The organism is Galbibacter sp. (assembly GCF_048266365.1).
In the GTDB taxonomy this organism is placed as follows: Bacteria; Bacteroidota; Bacteroidia; order Flavobacteriales; family Flavobacteriaceae; genus Galbibacter.
Genome location: NZ_JBLWZP010000007.1, coordinates 22,637 through 40,403, shown reverse-complemented (window position 1 = coordinate 40,403; position 17,767 = coordinate 22,637). Strand labels below are relative to the sequence as shown.

General features: G+C 40.1%; 8 protein-coding genes. 6 read left to right on the top strand and 2 right to left on the bottom strand.

Annotated features, from left to right (window positions below):
* The first annotated feature begins 16 nt into the window (after nucleotides 1–16).
* The 3 genes from ACN0TV_RS11275 to ACN0TV_RS11265 are packed head-to-tail and all read left to right on the top strand — an operon-like array spanning nucleotide 17 to nucleotide 9,632.
* Complete coding sequence (locus ACN0TV_RS11275; RefSeq protein WP_417363019.1) at nucleotides 17–5,539, top strand: alpha-2-macroglobulin family protein; 5,523 nt, start codon at nucleotides 17–19, stop codon at nucleotides 5,537–5,539.
* Nucleotides 5,540–5,556: 17 nt separating this feature from the next.
* The gene (pbpC, locus tag ACN0TV_RS11270) at nucleotides 5,557–7,926 is read left to right on the top strand and encodes a penicillin-binding protein 1C (protein WP_417363018.1); all 2,370 of its coding nucleotides are present in this window, start codon (nucleotides 5,557–5,559) and stop codon (nucleotides 7,924–7,926) included.
* Between the two features lie 56 nt (nucleotides 7,927–7,982).
* Entirely contained in the window at nucleotides 7,983–9,632 is a 1,650-nt protein-coding gene (locus ACN0TV_RS11265; protein WP_417363017.1) for a glycerol-3-phosphate dehydrogenase/oxidase, read from the top strand.
* 29 nt (nucleotides 9,633–9,661) lie between these two features.
* On the opposite strand, the gene dnaE is transcribed toward ACN0TV_RS11265, so the two are convergent.
* Nucleotides 9,662–14,044, bottom strand: a complete 4,383-nt coding sequence (gene dnaE, locus ACN0TV_RS11260; protein WP_417363016.1) for a DNA polymerase III subunit alpha — start codon at nucleotides 14,042–14,044, stop codon at nucleotides 9,662–9,664.
* A gap of 323 nt (nucleotides 14,045–14,367) precedes the next feature.
* On the opposite strand from dnaE, the gene ACN0TV_RS11255 reads away from it, so the two are divergent.
* The gene (locus tag ACN0TV_RS11255) at nucleotides 14,368–14,802 is read left to right on the top strand and encodes a TerB family tellurite resistance protein (protein WP_417363015.1); all 435 of its coding nucleotides are present in this window, start codon (nucleotides 14,368–14,370) and stop codon (nucleotides 14,800–14,802) included.
* A 63-nt stretch (nucleotides 14,803–14,865) separates the two neighbouring features.
* On the opposite strand, the gene fbp is transcribed toward ACN0TV_RS11255, so the two are convergent.
* Nucleotides 14,866–15,873: a class 1 fructose-bisphosphatase gene (fbp, locus tag ACN0TV_RS11250; protein ID WP_417363014.1), complete on the bottom strand. Its 1,008-nt coding sequence runs from the start codon at nucleotides 15,871–15,873 to the stop codon at nucleotides 14,866–14,868.
* Nucleotides 15,874–15,986: 113 nt separating this feature from the next.
* Between fbp and ACN0TV_RS11245 the strand changes: the two genes are divergently transcribed.
* Complete coding sequence (locus ACN0TV_RS11245; RefSeq protein WP_417363013.1) at nucleotides 15,987–16,469, top strand: GNAT family N-acetyltransferase; 483 nt, start codon at nucleotides 15,987–15,989, stop codon at nucleotides 16,467–16,469.
* Nucleotides 16,466–17,716 carry an aspartate kinase gene (locus tag ACN0TV_RS11240; RefSeq protein ID WP_417363012.1) on the top strand — a complete coding sequence of 417 codons (1,251 nt, stop codon included), beginning with the start codon at nucleotides 16,466–16,468 and terminating at the stop codon, nucleotides 17,714–17,716. Before ACN0TV_RS11245 ends, ACN0TV_RS11240 begins: the two co-directional genes overlap by 4 nt.
* The last annotated feature ends 51 nt before the right edge of the window (nucleotides 17,717–17,767 follow it).

The window sequence follows — 17,767 nt, the reverse complement described above, 5'->3', positions numbered from 1 at the left end:
TTTTAAAACCAACAAAATGCCGATCAAAAATATACTGTTTATTACGCTTACGATCCTACTTGTAGGGTGTAACAACAAAAAGGATGACGCCACCAAAAGCCTAGAAAATTTGTATAAGTTTCGGGAGTACATTTCCAATGTTACCACTGGTGTAATCTCAACCCAATCCGAGGTTCGTGTAGTACTGAGAAATCCTTCTTCCAAACTTCTGGAGGATCAAATATTAGAAGATGGTGTTTTTCAGGTGAGTCCGAGAACAGAAGGCAAGGTTGTAGCACTAAACAATCAAAGTATTGCATTTATCCCCGAGCACGGTTTTAAACAGGATACAGAATATAGCTTTTCTCTGGATTTAAAGGCAATTATTGACAGTGTTGATCCTGAATTAAAAACCTTTACATTCAAGTTAAAAACTATAAAACAACAATTTAATATTATCACCGAACACCTTCAATCCTACAATAAAAACTGGCAATACCTCAAAGGAATGCTCAGAAGTAGCGATGTTATGGACTTAAACACTGCTAAATCCCTGGTTAGTGCTACACAAAACGGAGAGCCCTTGACTGTAAGATTTGATCAATCCATAAAAAAAGGTACGCAAATCCCATTTACTATAGATAGTATTCAACGATTCGAAGAGGATTCCGAAATTTTGATAAGCTGGGATGGCAGTAGTGCCAAAATCCAAGACAAGGGTGAGGCAATCGTTATGATCCCGGGAAAAGCAAATTTCACAGTTGTTGATGTGATCACTTTTGGCGGAGAAAATCAATATCTGGAAATCAACTTCTCAGATCCACTTAAAAAGGATCAAAACCTAGATGGATTAGTAAGCCTAGAGGGTGCTGATAAGCTTTCATTCATAGTGGAAGGCAATGTATTAAAGGTATATCCTGATCAAACAATAAAAGGAGTTTCCAACCTAACTCTTTTTGAGGGTATCGTCAATGTACATGGGGATCCTCTAAAAACAGTCCTACAAGAACGGGTCGCCTTTGAACAATTAAAACCACAGGTTAGACTACTCAGTAGCGGGAATATACTTCCGAGTTCCAACAACTTAAAAATAAACTTTGAAGCCGTTAATCTCAAAGCTGTGGATGTAACGGTAATTAAGGTTTACCAAGACAATATTTTACAATTCCTCCAAAATTCGGATTTAGATCAGTCCAATAGCTTAAGAAATGTCGGAAGACCTATTGCTAAAAAAGCAATTCAGCTTCAAAGTAATTTAACCGAGAATACTGGGGATTGGAAAGCATACGCTCTAGATCTTCGCGAGATTATCAGTCCTGATCCCGGTGCTATTTATCGTGTTGAATTCACTTTTGATAAAAAATACAGTGCCTATACTTGTGAAGATAATCAAGCTCAATTTGAACTCAACAACTTCGATGATTACGAGCAGGCTATGTTAGACACAAAGCAATGGGATCCGACAGATGATTCGTACTACTACAACAATTACGGAGACGACTACAATTGGAATGACAGAGAGGATCCCTGTAGCAATTCTTATTATTACAATAAAGTGACCTCTACAAATATCATTGCAAGTGATCTTGCATTGACCGTTAAAAAAGGAAAGAATGAGTCCTATTTTGTCGCGGTGAACCATATAGTTTCCACCCTACCTTTGGGGGATACCAAAGTCACATTTTACAATTACCAACAACAAGCTATTGGATCTGTAGTAACAGGAGCTGAAGGGACAGCTATATTTGATGCCCCAACTCCTGCCTATTTTGCAATTGCCCAAAGAAACAATGAAAAAACTTATATCAAACTCAATGACGGAAATACGCTTTCCATCAGTAAATTTGATGTATCCGGTGTAGAATTACAAAAAGGAATCAAAGGATTTATTTACGGTGAAAGAGGGGTGTGGCGCCCAGGAGACACCATCCACCTCAACTTCATTCTTAACGACAAAAAGAACCCCATCCCTGAGCAACACCCTGTTGTGTTTGAACTCTCCGACCCTTATGGGAAAGTGATCGACAAGAAAACTGAAGTTAACGGTATTGGAGGATTCTTTAACTTTTCTACCACCACAGACCCCGAGGCTCCCACTGGTAATTATCTAGCAAAAGTTAAGGTTGGTGGAGCTACCTTTACTAAGCGAATTAAGATAGAGACGATCAAACCAAATCGTCTTAAAATCAAAACCAGTTTGGACAAAGAAATCCTAAGTTCAGAACAACCCATAAAAGGAGAGCTCGAAGTGCGTTGGCTACACGGTGCTATTGCAAAGAATTTAAAGAGTGACATTAACGTAAAGTTTTCAAAAACCCACACCAGCTTTGAAGGGTTTCCTAATTACGTCTTTGACGACCCCACTTCCTCTTTTTCTCCACAGGATCAAACAGTCTATAACGGAAGCGTAAATTCACAGGGCAAGGCAACATTTAGCCTGAACCCTCAATTAAAAGGTAAAGCTCCAGGGCAATTACAAGCGACTTTTATTACAAAAGTTTATGAAAACGGCGGTGACTTTAGTACCGATGTGTTTTCCACCACCTATTCGCCTTACCAGACTTTTGTTGGACTAAAAGTTCCCGAAGGTGATGAGCGAAATATGCTGGTAACAGATCAAGATCACAATTTTGAAGTGGTTACAATAAACGCCTCCGGAAAGCCTTTGGCTGTAGAGGATTTAGAAGTCACCGTATACAAAATCAATTGGAGATGGTGGTGGGATACCTCCGAAGAAAACCTTTCCACCTTCAATAGCAGCAACTACCAAGAAAAGGTTTACAGCACTACTTTAGATACCAAAGCCGATGGAAAAGCTTCCTTTAAATTTAATATCAAATACCCGCAGTGGGGACGTTACTTAGTACGGGTAGAAGATAAAAAAGGCATGCACTCCACAGCTGAGACTGTCTACTTTGATTGGCCGGGTTGGGCCGGAAAATCTAAAAATCAGGATTCTGAAATAGCCACAATGCTGGTTTTCTCTACAGATAAAGAGTCTTATACTGTGGGGCAACAAGCACAGGTTACATTTCCCTCAGCCGAAGGAGGGCGTGCTTTAGTAACAGTTGAAAACGGCAATGAAGTATTAAAATCCATGTGGGTTTTAACCCAAAAAGGAGAGACTAAATTTAAGGTACCTATGCTCTCCCAATACGCACCAAATGTCTATATCCATATCTCTTTAATCCAGCCTCATGCGACAACTGCAAACGATGCACCAATACGGATGTATGGCGTTATACCCGTTAAAGTCACTAATCCAGAAACAGTGTTAGAACCGGTTATCGCCATGCCGGATAAATTGACTCCAGAGCAGAATTTCACCATTGAAGTTTCTGAAAAGAACTCAAAAGCCATGACGTATACCGTGGCCGTAGTTGATGACGGCTTATTGGACCTCACTAGTTTTAAAACTCCCAACCCTTGGAATGATTTTTTTGCCAGAGAAGCATTAGGCGTAAAAACCTGGGATGTGTACGACCAGATTGTTGGTGCTTTCGGCGGACGAATAGATCAGGTGTTCAGTATCGGGGGCGACGGCATGGCCTCAGCCGCCAGTACGAAAAAAGCAAATCGATTTAAGCCCATGGTAGTATTTTTAGGACCATTTCAACTCGAGGCGGGTCATCGTCATAAGCACCAAATTCATGTTCCAAAATATATCGGTTCAGTACGAACTATGATCATCGCAGGGAATGTCGATCACAATGCCTATGGCATTGCAGAAAAAACCACACCGGTTAAAAAACCGCTTATGGTATTGGCATCTGCTCCTAGAAAAATAACCCCTAAAGAAAGGGTAACACTACCGGTAACCGTGTTTGCTATGGAACCATCGGTTAAAAACGTCACGGTAGAATTAATGGAAAATCCACATTTTGAAATTATTGGTTCCGCAAAGAAAACTGTTGCCTTTGATCAACCTGATGAGAAAATGGTGTTTTTTGACCTACAGATAAATCAAATTACGGGTATTGGCGAAATTGAAGTACTTGCGACAGCATTAAATCAAAAGGCGAGTTACAAAATTGAACTAGATGTCATTAATCCCAACCCTATCACCACGGAGGTTACGCCATTGACATTAGAGGCAAATCAGGATCGTGACATTGACTTCAAAGCCTTTGGTGTCCCAGGTAGCAATAGCGCTCAAATAGAGTTTTCTACCTTGCCGCCAATGGACTTTAGCAATCGTTTGCAATACTTAATTCAGTATCCATACGGTTGTATAGAACAACTCACCTCTACAGCATTCCCGCAACTCTATTTATCCAGCATTTTCGATCTCACATTTGACAAGAAAAAAGACATACAGCAAAATGTGGAGAAAGCTATTGATCGATTGGGTAGAGTCCAACTGGTGGGCGGCGGTTTTTCATACTGGCCGGGGCAAACTTCTGCCAATGATTGGAGCAGTTCTTATGCCGGTCATTTTTTATTGGAAGCGGAAAAATTAGGTTATGTGATGCCTATAGCATTTAAATCAAAATGGATTCAACATCAGCAACAAAGAGCCAAGGCGTGGAGAGCATCAGAAGCCAGTTCTTCTCTTGCGCAGGCCTATCGCTTGTATACCTTAGCATTAGCGGGCAAAGCCGATGTGTCCTCTATGAATAGACTTAGAGAAACACCCGGGATCTCAAATTATGCTAAATTAAGACTTGCATCAGCCTATGCGCTCATAGGTCAAGCTCAGGTGGCCTCTCATATTTATGAAAATGCCAACATCACCTTCGAGCCCATACGTTTTGACTTTCACACCTATGGATCTACACAAAGAAACATGGCTATGGGGCTAGAAACACTAGTGCTTCTCGACAAAAAAGAAAAGGCTCTTGAGCTCGCCCAGTCTATCGCCAAGGCTTTGGAATCCGACACCTGGATGAGTACTCAAACCACGGCTTATAGTTTATTATCCATGTCAAAGTTCGCCAATTATATCGGTGGAAAATCCATGAAAGTATCCTATACTCTAAATGGCAACAGCGAGACCATAGCTACGGAAAAATCCTTAGCGAATCGGGCCTTAGCTATCACAAACGGAGAACAAAACATCAATATCAGTAACAAGGGCGATAATACGGTTTTTGTTCGTTTGATCACCAGTGGAAAATTAGAGGTTGGCTCAGAAAAACCATTAGAACAAAACTTAAAAGCTTCGGTAGTTTATAAAGGTCGCAATGGTAAACCAATGGACATCAGTAGTCTTAGTCAGGGCACAAACTTTATTTCTGAGATTACCATTACCAATACCAAAGCAGATGATATCCACAATCTCGCACTCACTCAATTCATTCCTAGTGGTTGGGAAATCGTTAATACTCGTTTTACAGACTTTGGTGATTTTAAAGCTAACGATGTCAACTTTACCGATATCCGAGATGATCGATGTAATTTCTTTTTTGATTTAAAGAAAAATGAAAGTAAAACCTTTAGATTATTACTCAATGCCTCGTATTTGGGAAGGTATTATTTACCGGCAACGCAGTGTGAAGCCATGTATGATAATAATTACCTCGCCAGAACTAGGGGACAATGGGTAGAGGTTAAACAGTAAGCAAGAATTCGTACAGAGTGAGTTACAAAGGTATTCGTGGTAGCACAACAATAAATGGCATCATAATCGTATTGGTTCTCTTGGCTATTGCCTATTATTTTTGTTTGCCAAATACATTGTTCTCAGCACCTAGTGCAACGGTAATCCAAAGTAGAGATGGTCACCTGCTTAGCGCTAGAATAGCTGAAGATCAACAATGGCGCTTTCCTGAGATTGACAGTGTCCCTTATAAGTTCAAAACATGTATATTGGAATTTGAAGATGCCTATTTCTATTATCATCCAGGCTATAATCCCGCTTCAATGGTCAAGGCCATGTTGAGCAATATCAAAGCAGGTAAAATTGTTCGAGGAGGGAGCACCCTAACCCAACAAGTCATTCGACTCTCCAGAGAAGGGAAGAGGCGCACCTATTTTGAAAAATTCATCGAATTGATTTTGGCCACACGTGCGGAACTAAGGTACAGCAAGGATGAGTTGTTAAACTTATACGCCTCCCATGCCCCTTTCGGTGGAAATGTCGTAGGATTGGAAATGGCTTCATGGCGCTACTTCGGTCTATCGTCCGACCAACTTTCATGGGCAGAAAGTGCTACCTTAGCCGTGCTTCCCAATGCTCCGGCACTCATCTATCCCGGAAAAAATAAATCGGCACTTCGAAAAAAAAGAGACCTCCTGCTCACCAAGTTATACGAAAACCAAAAAATAGACTCCCTTACCTATCAATTGGCGCTCACAGAGCCCCTGCCGGATAAACCCTTTGCACTACCCCATATCGCCCCTCATCTCTTACAAGAAGTGGCGCTAAAAAACAGTGGCCATAAGGTAAGCTCTACCATAGATTACCAGCTCCAACTGCAGGTAAATAATTTAGTGAAAGGACATTACGAGCAGTTAAAACAAAACGGTGTATTCAATGCCGCGGTAATGGTCATGGATATTGAGAGTAGAGAAGTATTGGCCTATGTTGGAAATAGCCCGACTAGTAGGGCTCATCAAAAGGATGTCGACATCATTAAGGCACCTAGAAGCACAGGGAGCTTATTAAAGCCATTTCTATATGCAGCAATGCTAAACAATGGAACCTTATTACCTGAGTCCTTGGTGGCTGATGTCCCTACACAGATCTCTGGTTATAGACCTGAGAATTACAGCCAACAATACGCTGGAGCGGTGCCAGCCAGACAAGCCTTAATACAATCCTTAAATGTTCCGGCGGTACGCCTACTCCAGTCCTATGGATTGGAAAAATTTCATGCCGAGCTTAGGGGACTGCGACAAGGATTTATTGATAAGCCAGCTAATTACTACGGATTATCCTTGATCCTTGGTGGAGCAGAAAGCAGTCTTTGGGATCTTTGTAAAGCCTATGCGGGTATGGCTTCTACAGTTAACCACTACACCCAAACCTCAAGTGAGTATTACGACAATGAGTTTATTGATCCGATAATTATCTTAGGCAAAGAAGCCAATTTTGGAACTCTATCCCAACAACCTCCACTGTTTGATGCTGGAAGTCTTTTCCAGACCTTGGAGGCGCTTAAACAAGTCAACCGACCAGATGGAGAACAGGCGTGGATGTATTATAAAGATGCCAGACCGGTAGCCTGGAAAACAGGAACAAGCTTTGGAAACCGAGACGCATGGGCTATCGGGGTGACCTCAAAGTACCTCGTTGGCGTTTGGGTTGGTAATGCCGATGGTGAAGGTAGACCGATGACCACAGGGGTAGGAAGTGCAGCCCCACTAATGTTCGACGTATTCAACACCCTCCCGCAACATCCATGGTTTGACACCCCCTACGATGCCCTTACCGAAATTTCAGTCTGTGCCAATAGCGGTTATTTGGCTTCACCGATTTGTCCGGTGGAAGTTAGGCAAGCCCCTTTGGCCGGAATCCGTTTTAAAGTTTGCCCATATCACCGATTGATACACTTAGATGAAAACAAACAGTTCCAAGTGAATTCTTCCTGTTATCCCATGGAAAAAATGATTACTAGCCCATGGTTTGTACTCCCCTCGCTCATGGCCTATTATTATAAAGCCACCAATCCTTATTATGAAAGTCTCCCTCCTCTAAAATCGGATTGTCAAGGGAATCTAGCCATAGAACCATTCGAATTTATATACCCAAAGGATCAGAGCAAAATCGTACTTACAAAAAGTCTGAGCGGTCGCACCAATGAACTCGTTTGTAAAATTGCACATTCTGATTCCAATGCTACACTATATTGGTACCTAGATGATGCATTTATAGGTGAAACCAAATATTTTCATGAAATGGCCATACTGCCTAGTGAAGGGGAACACCGAATTACCCTAGTTGATTCCTATGGAAATGAAGCAAGTATTCAGATCGAGATTCAAAAAACGGATGAGATTCACTAGGTTTAAATATCCATAATAATTCGTATATTCATAAATAGTAAAGAATCATATTCCCAATGAACATCAACTCTTTTTCAAACCTCCACAGAACAGAAAATGTCAATACAATTCGTACCACCAGTTACGATCTAATCGTAATCGGCGGTGGTATCACAGGTGCCGGAATACTCTTGGACGCCGCATCTCGAGGATTAAAAACACTGTTAATTGAGAAGGGAGATTTCGCCTCGGGCACCAGTAGCAAATCCACTAAACTGGTCCATGGAGGTCTGCGGTATTTAAAGCAATTTGATTTTTGGTTAGTTAAAGAAGTTGGTACCGAACGGGCTATTGTTCACAAATTGGCTCCTCATTTGGTGCAGCCGGAAAAAATGCTGCTCCCTCTTGTTGAAAAAGGCTCCTATGGAAAATGGTTGACTTCTATAGGCCTTAAAATATATGATATATTAGCTGATGTTGAAGGCGAGGATCAACGACAAATGCTCGACAAGAAACAGGCCTTGGAAAAGGAACCCTTACTGCCCAAAAAAATTCTAAAAGGCGCTGGGTATTATGCCGAATACAGGACTGATGATGCCAGGCTAACGCTAGAGGTTATCAAGACCGCATTACGCTATGATGCCACTGCCATCAATTACTCCGAAGTCCAAGAGTTTATATACAAGGACAAACTCGTAAAAGGTGTAAAGGTTTATGACCACATACTAAATCAACAGTACGAAGTACAAGCCGCTAACATTATCAATGCAACCGGTCCCTGGGTTGATGAGATTAGACATCTTAACAAAAGCGTGCAGGGAGACACCCTACAACTCACCAAAGGGGTACATTTAGTATTTCCACATGAAAAGCTTCCCATAACTCAATCCATATACTTCGACGTTCCCGACGGGAGAATGATCTTCGCCATCCCCAGAGGTAAGGTAACTTATGTGGGAACAACGGATACAATTTATCAGCAAAACAAAGAAGAAGTGCGTACCGAAGTTGTGGATGCAATTTATCTCATTGAAGCGGTAAATCATATGTTTCCCAAAATTAATCTCACTCTTGAAGACGTGATCTCTTCTTGGGCAGGCCTAAGACCATTAATCCAACAAGAGGGGAAATCACCTTCGGAACTATCCAGAAAGGACGAGATTTTTATCTCACCTTCCCAGCTCATTAGCATCGCAGGCGGAAAACTTACAGGCTATAGGAAAATGGCGGAGCGAGCAGTAGATAAAGTGATCCATCATATCGAAAAGCAAAAGCGTGATGCACTTAAAGACTGTTATACTGATACTATTAAAATTAGCGGCGGCCCTTGGGAAAATTATGAGGATGTGAAACAATACATCCAACAAATTTCTGAGCGCATAGTGCCATTAGGATTTACGCAATACGACGCCTGGTTTTTGGTTACCACTTATGGCAAACAAATCGAGGAGATTTTAAAAATATATGCGACTTTAAGTGACATAGACATCCACAAAAAACTGATACAAGCAGAGTTCCGGTTTTGCCTTGCATATGAAATGATAGCCACCCCATCGGATTTCTTTATCCGAAGAACAGGTCGTCTGTTTTTTGACATTCAAAGCCTGAAGGACCAACTAGACACCATTTTACTTGAATACAAACAGCAGTTTAAGGCAAGTGAATCCCAAGTGGAAGAAGAAAGATCTAAACTCCTAAAGGCCATTAAGGACAGTGAACTTCACTGAGCACTACAATGTCAAAAGCTAGCTCGAACTCAATTTAACTTATACACCAATTCCTGATTTTTTAACTCTACTAAAAGCTCGTTGGATATCTGAACCTTTTGTTTTCTAGATGGCATGGTTAATTTGATTTTGTTTTCTTCTTCATGCACTACAAAATTCAGTGTCCGATCACCACTATGAAGAGAAATCAGTTCCTTTAAGTTCCTGATTCGTTCTTCCTCTAATTCTTCTAGCTTAAGGTGAATGGTCAATTTCCTTGCGTACTTTTCCAGTACATCTTGGAGCTGTTCCATAATATTAAACTGTAACCTGGGATCTCCTTTTTTACCTGTGTCTCTGTTGGTCCATCCTTCTCGGACGAAAGCCTTGATATAGATAAAAGAATTCAGCATTAAGAAGTGACGGAATTTCAGGTATTCTTCACCGAAGATCCTAAACTCAAAGGATTCATTATAGTCTTCAACAGTGAAGGCTGCCCAGCCCTTACCGTTCTTTGAGGTTCTGTGTTGCACATCAGAAATAACTCCTGCAAAAGAAATTTCTTTATTAACCATTTCTTCCAAGTGATTGAACAATCCTATATTACCGTTACAAAACACTGAGATTTCGGTTTTAAAATCGTCCAAGGGATGCCCGGAGATATAAATTCCAACAACCTCTTTTTCCCGTCGTAGTTTTTCCATAGTCCCCCAAGTTTCACAAGGCGGCACCTCCGGTTCCGGAATTTGCACATCACTGGATTCTCCAAACAAACTCACCTGAGCTGAATTTTTATTATCCTGATATTTAGATCCGTATTTTACAGCCTTTTCCAAAAATGAAACCCCATCTCCTTCGTGGTGAAAATACTGTGCTCTATGTGTAGTAGAAAATGAATCAAAACCACCTGCTAAAGCTAGGTTTTCAAATGCCTTTTTATTGGCTGAACGCAGGTCTATACGTTTGGCTAAATCAAAAACAGACCTGTATTTTCCGTCTTTTCTACAATCTACAATGGTTTCCACAGCTGCTCTACCTACACCTTTTACAGCACCCATTCCAAAACGAATAGCACCCATATCATTTACGGTAAACTTATAGAAGGATTCGTTCACATCTGGACCCAAAACCTGGATTCCCATACGCTTACACTCCTCTAAAAAGAAGGTTACCTGTTTAATGTCATTCATGTTGTTCGAAAGTACGGCAGCCATGTACTCTGCCGGATAATTTGCTTTTAGGTAAGCAGTTTGATATCCAATCCAAGCATAACAAGTGGAGTGCGATTTATTAAATGCATAACTGGCAAAGGCCTCCCAATCCTTCCATACTTTTTCTAAAACATTCCGCTGATGCCCTTTTTGTTCACCACCATCGAGGAACTTTGGTTTTAACTGCTCCAAGAGGGCAAATATTTTCTTACCCATGGCTTTTCGAAGCATATCTGCTTCACCCTTTGTAAAGCCTGCAAGTTTTTGGGAAAGTAACATCACCTGTTCCTGATAAACAGTAATACCGTAAGTTTCCTTGAGATATTCCTCCATGGCATCCAAATCATAGACAATGGGTTCATCACCATGCTTCCTTCTAATAAAGCTCGGGATGTATTCTAAGGGACCCGGACGATATAATGCGTTCATCGCAATCAAGTCAGCAAAAACAGTAGGCTTTAAATCTTTCATGTGCTTTTGCATCCCGGCAGATTCATATTGGAATATCCCAACGGTTTCTCCGGCCTGAAAGAGTTCATAAGTTTTCAGATCATCTAAAGGAAATTCATCTGGATTTAAATCAATTCCGTGTTTGAATTTCACCAGTTTGACGGTATCTTTGATTAGGGTCAATGTTTTTAGCCCCAAGAAATCCATTTTCAACAGTCCGGCACTCTCTACCACAGAGTTGTCAAACTGAGTAACATATAAATCAGAGTCTTTCGCAGTTGATACAGGCACGAACTTGGTAATGTCATCAGGAGTAATGATCACCCCGCAAGCGTGGATACCTGTGTTTCTGAGCGACCCTTCTAATACTCTTGCCTGATTGACGGTAAGAGCCTCGAGATCATCACCTTCAGAAATGTTTTTGAGCTCAAATACTTTTTCAAGTTCTTCAGCACGAAGGCTTTCCTTTAATTTACTATCCTCCAATCCAAATATTTTGGCCAATTTCATATTGGGGATAAGCTTGGCGATCCGATCTGCGTCGTGAAGCGGTAAATCCAATACCCTGGCAGTATCCCTAATGGAAGACTTTGCAGCCATGGTACCATAAGTGATAATTTGAGCCACTTGATTAGCACCATATTTTTCGATCACATAATCCATAACCCTACTACGACCTTCATCGTCAAAGTCAATATCAATATCGGGTAAGGACACCCTATCAGGATTCAAGAAACGCTCAAATAGCAGGTCGTATGCAATGGGATCCAAATTGGTAATTCCCAAGCAGTAAGCTACAGCTGACCCGGCCGCAGAGCCACGGCCTGGTCCTACGGACACATCCATTTCTCGTGCTGCGGCTATGAAGTCTTGAACAATAAGGAAATATCCGGGATAACCGGTATTTTCAATAACGCTAAGTTCAAAATCAAGTCGCTCCTTTATTTCATCAGTGATCTCAGGGTATCGCCTCTTGGCACCCTCATAGGTGAGGTGTTTTAAATACTTGTTCTCACCTCTTTTTCCATTATCATTTTGATCCTCTTCTACCTGGAATTGCTCTGGGATATCAAAGGCAGGCAATAATACATCTCTCGCCAATTCATAGGGCTCTACCTTATCTATAATCTCCTGTATGGAAAATATCGCCTCCGGAATATCTTTAAATAGTGACTTCATTTCTTTGTCACTCTTATAGTAATATTCTTGATTTGGCAATCCATACCTATATCCACGTCCACGTCCGATAGGGGTGTTTTTTTTCTCCCCGTCCTTTACACAAAGTAAAATATCGTGTGCGTTAGCATCATCCTTATTGATGTAATAGGTGTTGTTGGTTGCGACTAGTTTAAGATCGTGTTTCTGAGCTAATTTGATTAAATCTCCATTAACACGATTTTCATCTTCTTGATTGTGACGGATGACCTCCACATAGAGATCTTCCTCAAATTGTTCCTTCCACCATAAAAGTGCTTCCTCTGCCTGAACCTCTCCAACATTTAAAAGTTTAGAAGGCACCTCACCATAAAGGTTTCCAGTGAAGACAATGATATCTTTCTTATACTGCTCTACCACTTTCCTATCAATACGAGGAACGTAATAGAAGCCCTTGGTATAAGCAATGGAAGACATTTTGGCGAGATTGTGATAGCCTTCTTTACTCTTAGCCAACATCACAATTTGATATCCATTATCCTTTACAGATTTATCCAAATGATTTTCACATACATTCAGCGTACATCCAACGATAGGCTTAATCAATACCTGTGATGGTGGGTTTCCGGCCTCCTGATCTTCTTTATTTTTGGCCTGTGCTGCTTTGTTGTGATTACCAACTTCCTTAACAAAGTGAAAAGCTCCCATCATATTACTCATATCGGTAATAGAGACGGCAGGCATATTTTGCTGAGAAGTTGCTCTTACTAAATCAGAAATACTAGTCGTAGCCTGTAGAATGGAGAACTGTGTATAATTATGAAGGTGCGCAAAGGTCGCACCTTCAAGATCTTTAATATTTTTATGAAGTTCCTCTTTGGATAATTCTTCATCAGGAGCCTGTTTAGCAAGCTCTTTACGGATCTTGTCAGAAGCTTCTTTTAGGTTGATATGTTTTAACCCTATAAGTTGTATAGGTGAAGGATTTTTTTCAGAAAAGTTTCTGTAATAATCCTCAGTAACATCCAATTCTTCTTTGGTAAATACTTCCCTGCGAATCAATTCTAAAAAACATCGAGTAGTGGCTTCTACATCCGCAGTAGCATTATGTGCCTCCGCAAAAGGTTGCTGAAACAAAAATTCGTGTAGTTCCGTCAAAGTTGGCAGCTTAAATTTACCACCCCTGCCTCCGGGAATTTGACACAAACTAGCGGTGACCTCAGTACAGGTATCGAGAACAGGAAGATTCTCCATGGCATTAGCCACACCTAAGCGGTAGAACTCCGCCCCCATAATATTGATATCAAAACCAACATTTTGACCAACTATAAATTTGGTTTGCTCAAGTGCCTTAGAAAACTTCTCTAGAACATCTTGTAGAGCAATACCTTGTTCTTGGGCAAGTTCGGTCGAAATCCCGTGGATTTTTTCAGCATCAAAAGGAATGTTAAATCCTTCAGGATTAATTAAATAATCCTGATGGTCGATCACAACTCCCATCTCATCATGCAGCTGCCAAGCGATCTGGACGGCTCTTGGCCAATTATCCACATCACTTATAGGAGCGTCCCATCGTTTCGGTAATCCGGTAGTTTCTGTATCAAAAATCAGGTACATATTACACTATCTATTTAGAATTGAAGATATTAGTCGCATTGACTTTAAAAGCTTAAAAATACGGAATCTAAAGGGAGTTTAAAACAGAAACTATAAAGAGTTATTAAAGATCAATTAGGAGTCTTTCAAATTTACAATTCTCCTAAAATAAACAACCTTAAAAGACTCCGTTTTAATTCTAAATCAAACTAAAGTATTTGCGTTAATAGCTAGTGATTACACCGTGCAATCACACGATTTTAACTAAATTCAAAATCACAAAAAATATAATCAATTAATCTGTTGGTTTACTTATCTTTGTCGATCACAAAAATCTTTTATCAATGTCAATTTCAGATCTATATTCACCAGGGTTCCGCGACAGAAACCGTGATCATTTTGCGGCAATAGTAAGAGTTGCCATTTCCGATGGTGGAATTAATGCTGAGGAAAAGGCCTTTTTGGATCGCCTCGCCGACAACTTGGACATCTCCAATGAGCTATACTTGAAAGTATTGGAAAATCCTACTGCTTTTCCAGTTAACCCACCAGTATCTTACGAATCCAGATTAGAACGCCTTTACGATATAGTTCGTATGATATATTCTGATCATATAGAAGATGAAGACGAAATACGAGTACTTAAAAGACTCGCAATCGGCCTTGGTTTCCGATCAGATGCCATAGATATAGTTACTACAAAAGCACTGGAATTAATTCATGACGGTGCTGATTTTGATGCCTTTTCAGATGGCATCAGAAATTTAGTTCCGGCCTAGACTAAGAAACAAAACTCACAGTAACCGCATGAAGACGCCTTTAGACAAGGTTTCTTCATGCGGTTAGTTGTACTTAGCTATAAACTCCTCTGCCTTGGCAACCATGTTTTCACTTCCACAGAAAAATGGAATTCGTTGATGTAATGAAGCTGGTACAACATCTAGTATAGGTTGACTTCCGTCGCTTGCACTTCCACCCGCTTGTTCTGCAATAAATGCCATAGGATTACATTCATATAATAAACGTAATTTTCCATTGTTGGACAAACTGCTTTTCGGATAGATAAATATCCCACCTTTTATCATGTTTCTATGAAAGTCAGATACAAGTGATCCGATGTACCTCGAGGTATAAGGCCTATCATCTTTCTCTTCTTGACAATATTTGATATACTTTTTAACTCCCTCAGGAAAATGCACATAGTTCCCTTCATTCACGGAATAAATCCTTCCATCCTTTGGATACTGCATATTGGGATGCGATAAATAAAAAGTTCCTATGGCGGGGTTTAAGGTAAATCCATTAACACCATGCCCTGTGGTATAAACCAACATGGTAGAAGTTCCGTAAATGACATAACCGGCAGCTACTTGTTGTCTTCCCGGTTGTAAGAAATCCTCCATACTCACAGGGGTTCCTATAGGGGTAATTCGTCGATAAACGGAAAAAATGGAACCGACAGAAACATTAACATCAATATTACTTGAACCGTCTAAGGGATCGAAAAGCACCACATATTTATTTTGATGATTGTTATCATGGCTATTTATCACCACAAAATCATCTTCTTCCTCAGAGGCAATACCACAAACAATCTCTCTATTGGTCAAAGATTGAATAAATTTCTCATTAGCCAACACATCCAGCTTTTGCTGATCCTCTCCCTGTGTATTTATCTCTCCACTGGAACCGAGTATATCCACTAAGCCCGCTTTATTCACTTCATAGTTAACCACCTTAGCAGCAAGGCGTATGGCATTGATTAATTTTGACAACTCCCCTGTGGAATAGGGAAAAGCTTTTTGATTTTCAATAATAAACTCTCCAAGAGTTTGATTTTTTTTTGTCATGACGTATTTTAAGTTTTTAAGCACACAAATATCGGTATTTTTGTGAAACTACAACGTTTTCGTTAAAAATCATTTTTATGTAATTATAACTTTAAGTTATATTTGTAACAGATATGAAACACACTATTCGCATAGCCATAAAAAGTGATATGAGTCAAGTTCTTGAACTTATTCAGGAGTTGGCCATATTTGAAAAGGAAGCAGATGCCGTGGAGATCAGCGTAGAGGATCTCGAAAGGGATGGCTTCTCAGAACATCCATTATTCAAATGCTTTGTTGCGGAATTGGATGGGAACATCGATGGGATTGCCTTGTTCTACCCCCGTTATTCGACCTGGAAAGGAAGAACCCTTCACCTGGAGGACTTGGTTGTACGCCAAAGCAAACGAGGATTAGGATTGGGAAGTGCTTTATTTAAAGAAGTAATTGCTTATGGAGCTGAGCAAGGCGTGAGACGTATTGAATGGGTGGTTCTTAATTGGAACGAAACAGCGGTTGAATTTTATAAAAAAAATGGCGCATTAGTTCTAAGCGATTGGGATACCGTTCAAATGGACGAAAACGGAATAAAAAATTTTATTACTAAGAATTCATGAGAATTTTCAAATTTGGAGGTGCTTCGGTTCAAGACGCATCCGGAATACAAAATGTAGTCAAGGTCTTAGAAACTGTCGGTCATCAAAATACACTTTTGGTAGTCTCGGCAATGGGAAAAACAACTAACGCCATGGAATTGGTGGTTAAGAATTACTTTGAAGATAAGACCAAGCTTCAAGAAAGTTTCGATACCATATATGATTATCACTACAATGTAGCCTTAGAGCTTTTTGAAACTAAGCAGCATCCTATTTTTTCCAGGATAAATGATTTATTCGAACAAGTAAAGGGATTTTTGGCTTGGAATAAATCCCCTAAATACAGCTTTGTGTATGACCAGGTAGTGGGCTATGGTGAACTTATTTCAACCAGCATCATCAGTGCATATCTGGATAAATGCGGAATGAAAAATACCTGGCTTGATGTCAGAGATTGTATAAAGACCAATGACAACTATCGTGAAGGTACTGTAAACTGGGAACATACTCAGAGGTGCATCACCGAAAATGTGGATCAAAAGCAGCTCAATGTAACCCAAGGATTTTTAGGTAGTGATGACAATAATTTCACAACAACACTAGGTCGAGAAGGCTCCGATTACACGGCTGCTATTTTCGCCTACTGCCTCAATGCGGATTCTGTAACCATTTGGAAAGACGTTCCGGGGGTGCTTAATGCTGATCCCAGGTATTTTGAAAATGCTGAATTGTTAAATAAGATCTCCTATAGAGAGGCTATCGAACTTGCCTTTTACGGAGCTTCAGTTATACATCCAAAAACATTACAGCCACTACAACGTAAAGAAATACCCTTATACGTGAAATCCTTTGCCAATCCAACTGCGGACGGAACAGCAGTAATGAAAGGCGAAAGTATTTCTCCTAAAATACCATGCTTTATCGTTAAGAAAGGACTGGTACTTATGAAATTATCTTCATTAGATTTTTCATTTATTGTAGAAGAGAATATTAGTGAAATATTCAAATTATTCCATGACAATAGAATGAAAGTAGATTTAATTCAGAATTCTGCCATTAGTTTTTCTGTTTGTGTTGACAACAAATTCAATCAATTGGATGACCTTTTAAATACACTTAAATCCAAGTTTAAAGTCACCCATTACGAAGATGTTTCTTTATATACCATCAGACACTTTGACGATCAAGCGATTAATTCACTTCAAAACGGAAAAGAAGTGCTGGTAGAACAAAGAACCCAACAAACTGTTCAACTAGTAGTAAAATAAAAAGCATTAAACGTTCAAAGAAAGAAAAAGCCTAAATCTCATAAGATATCT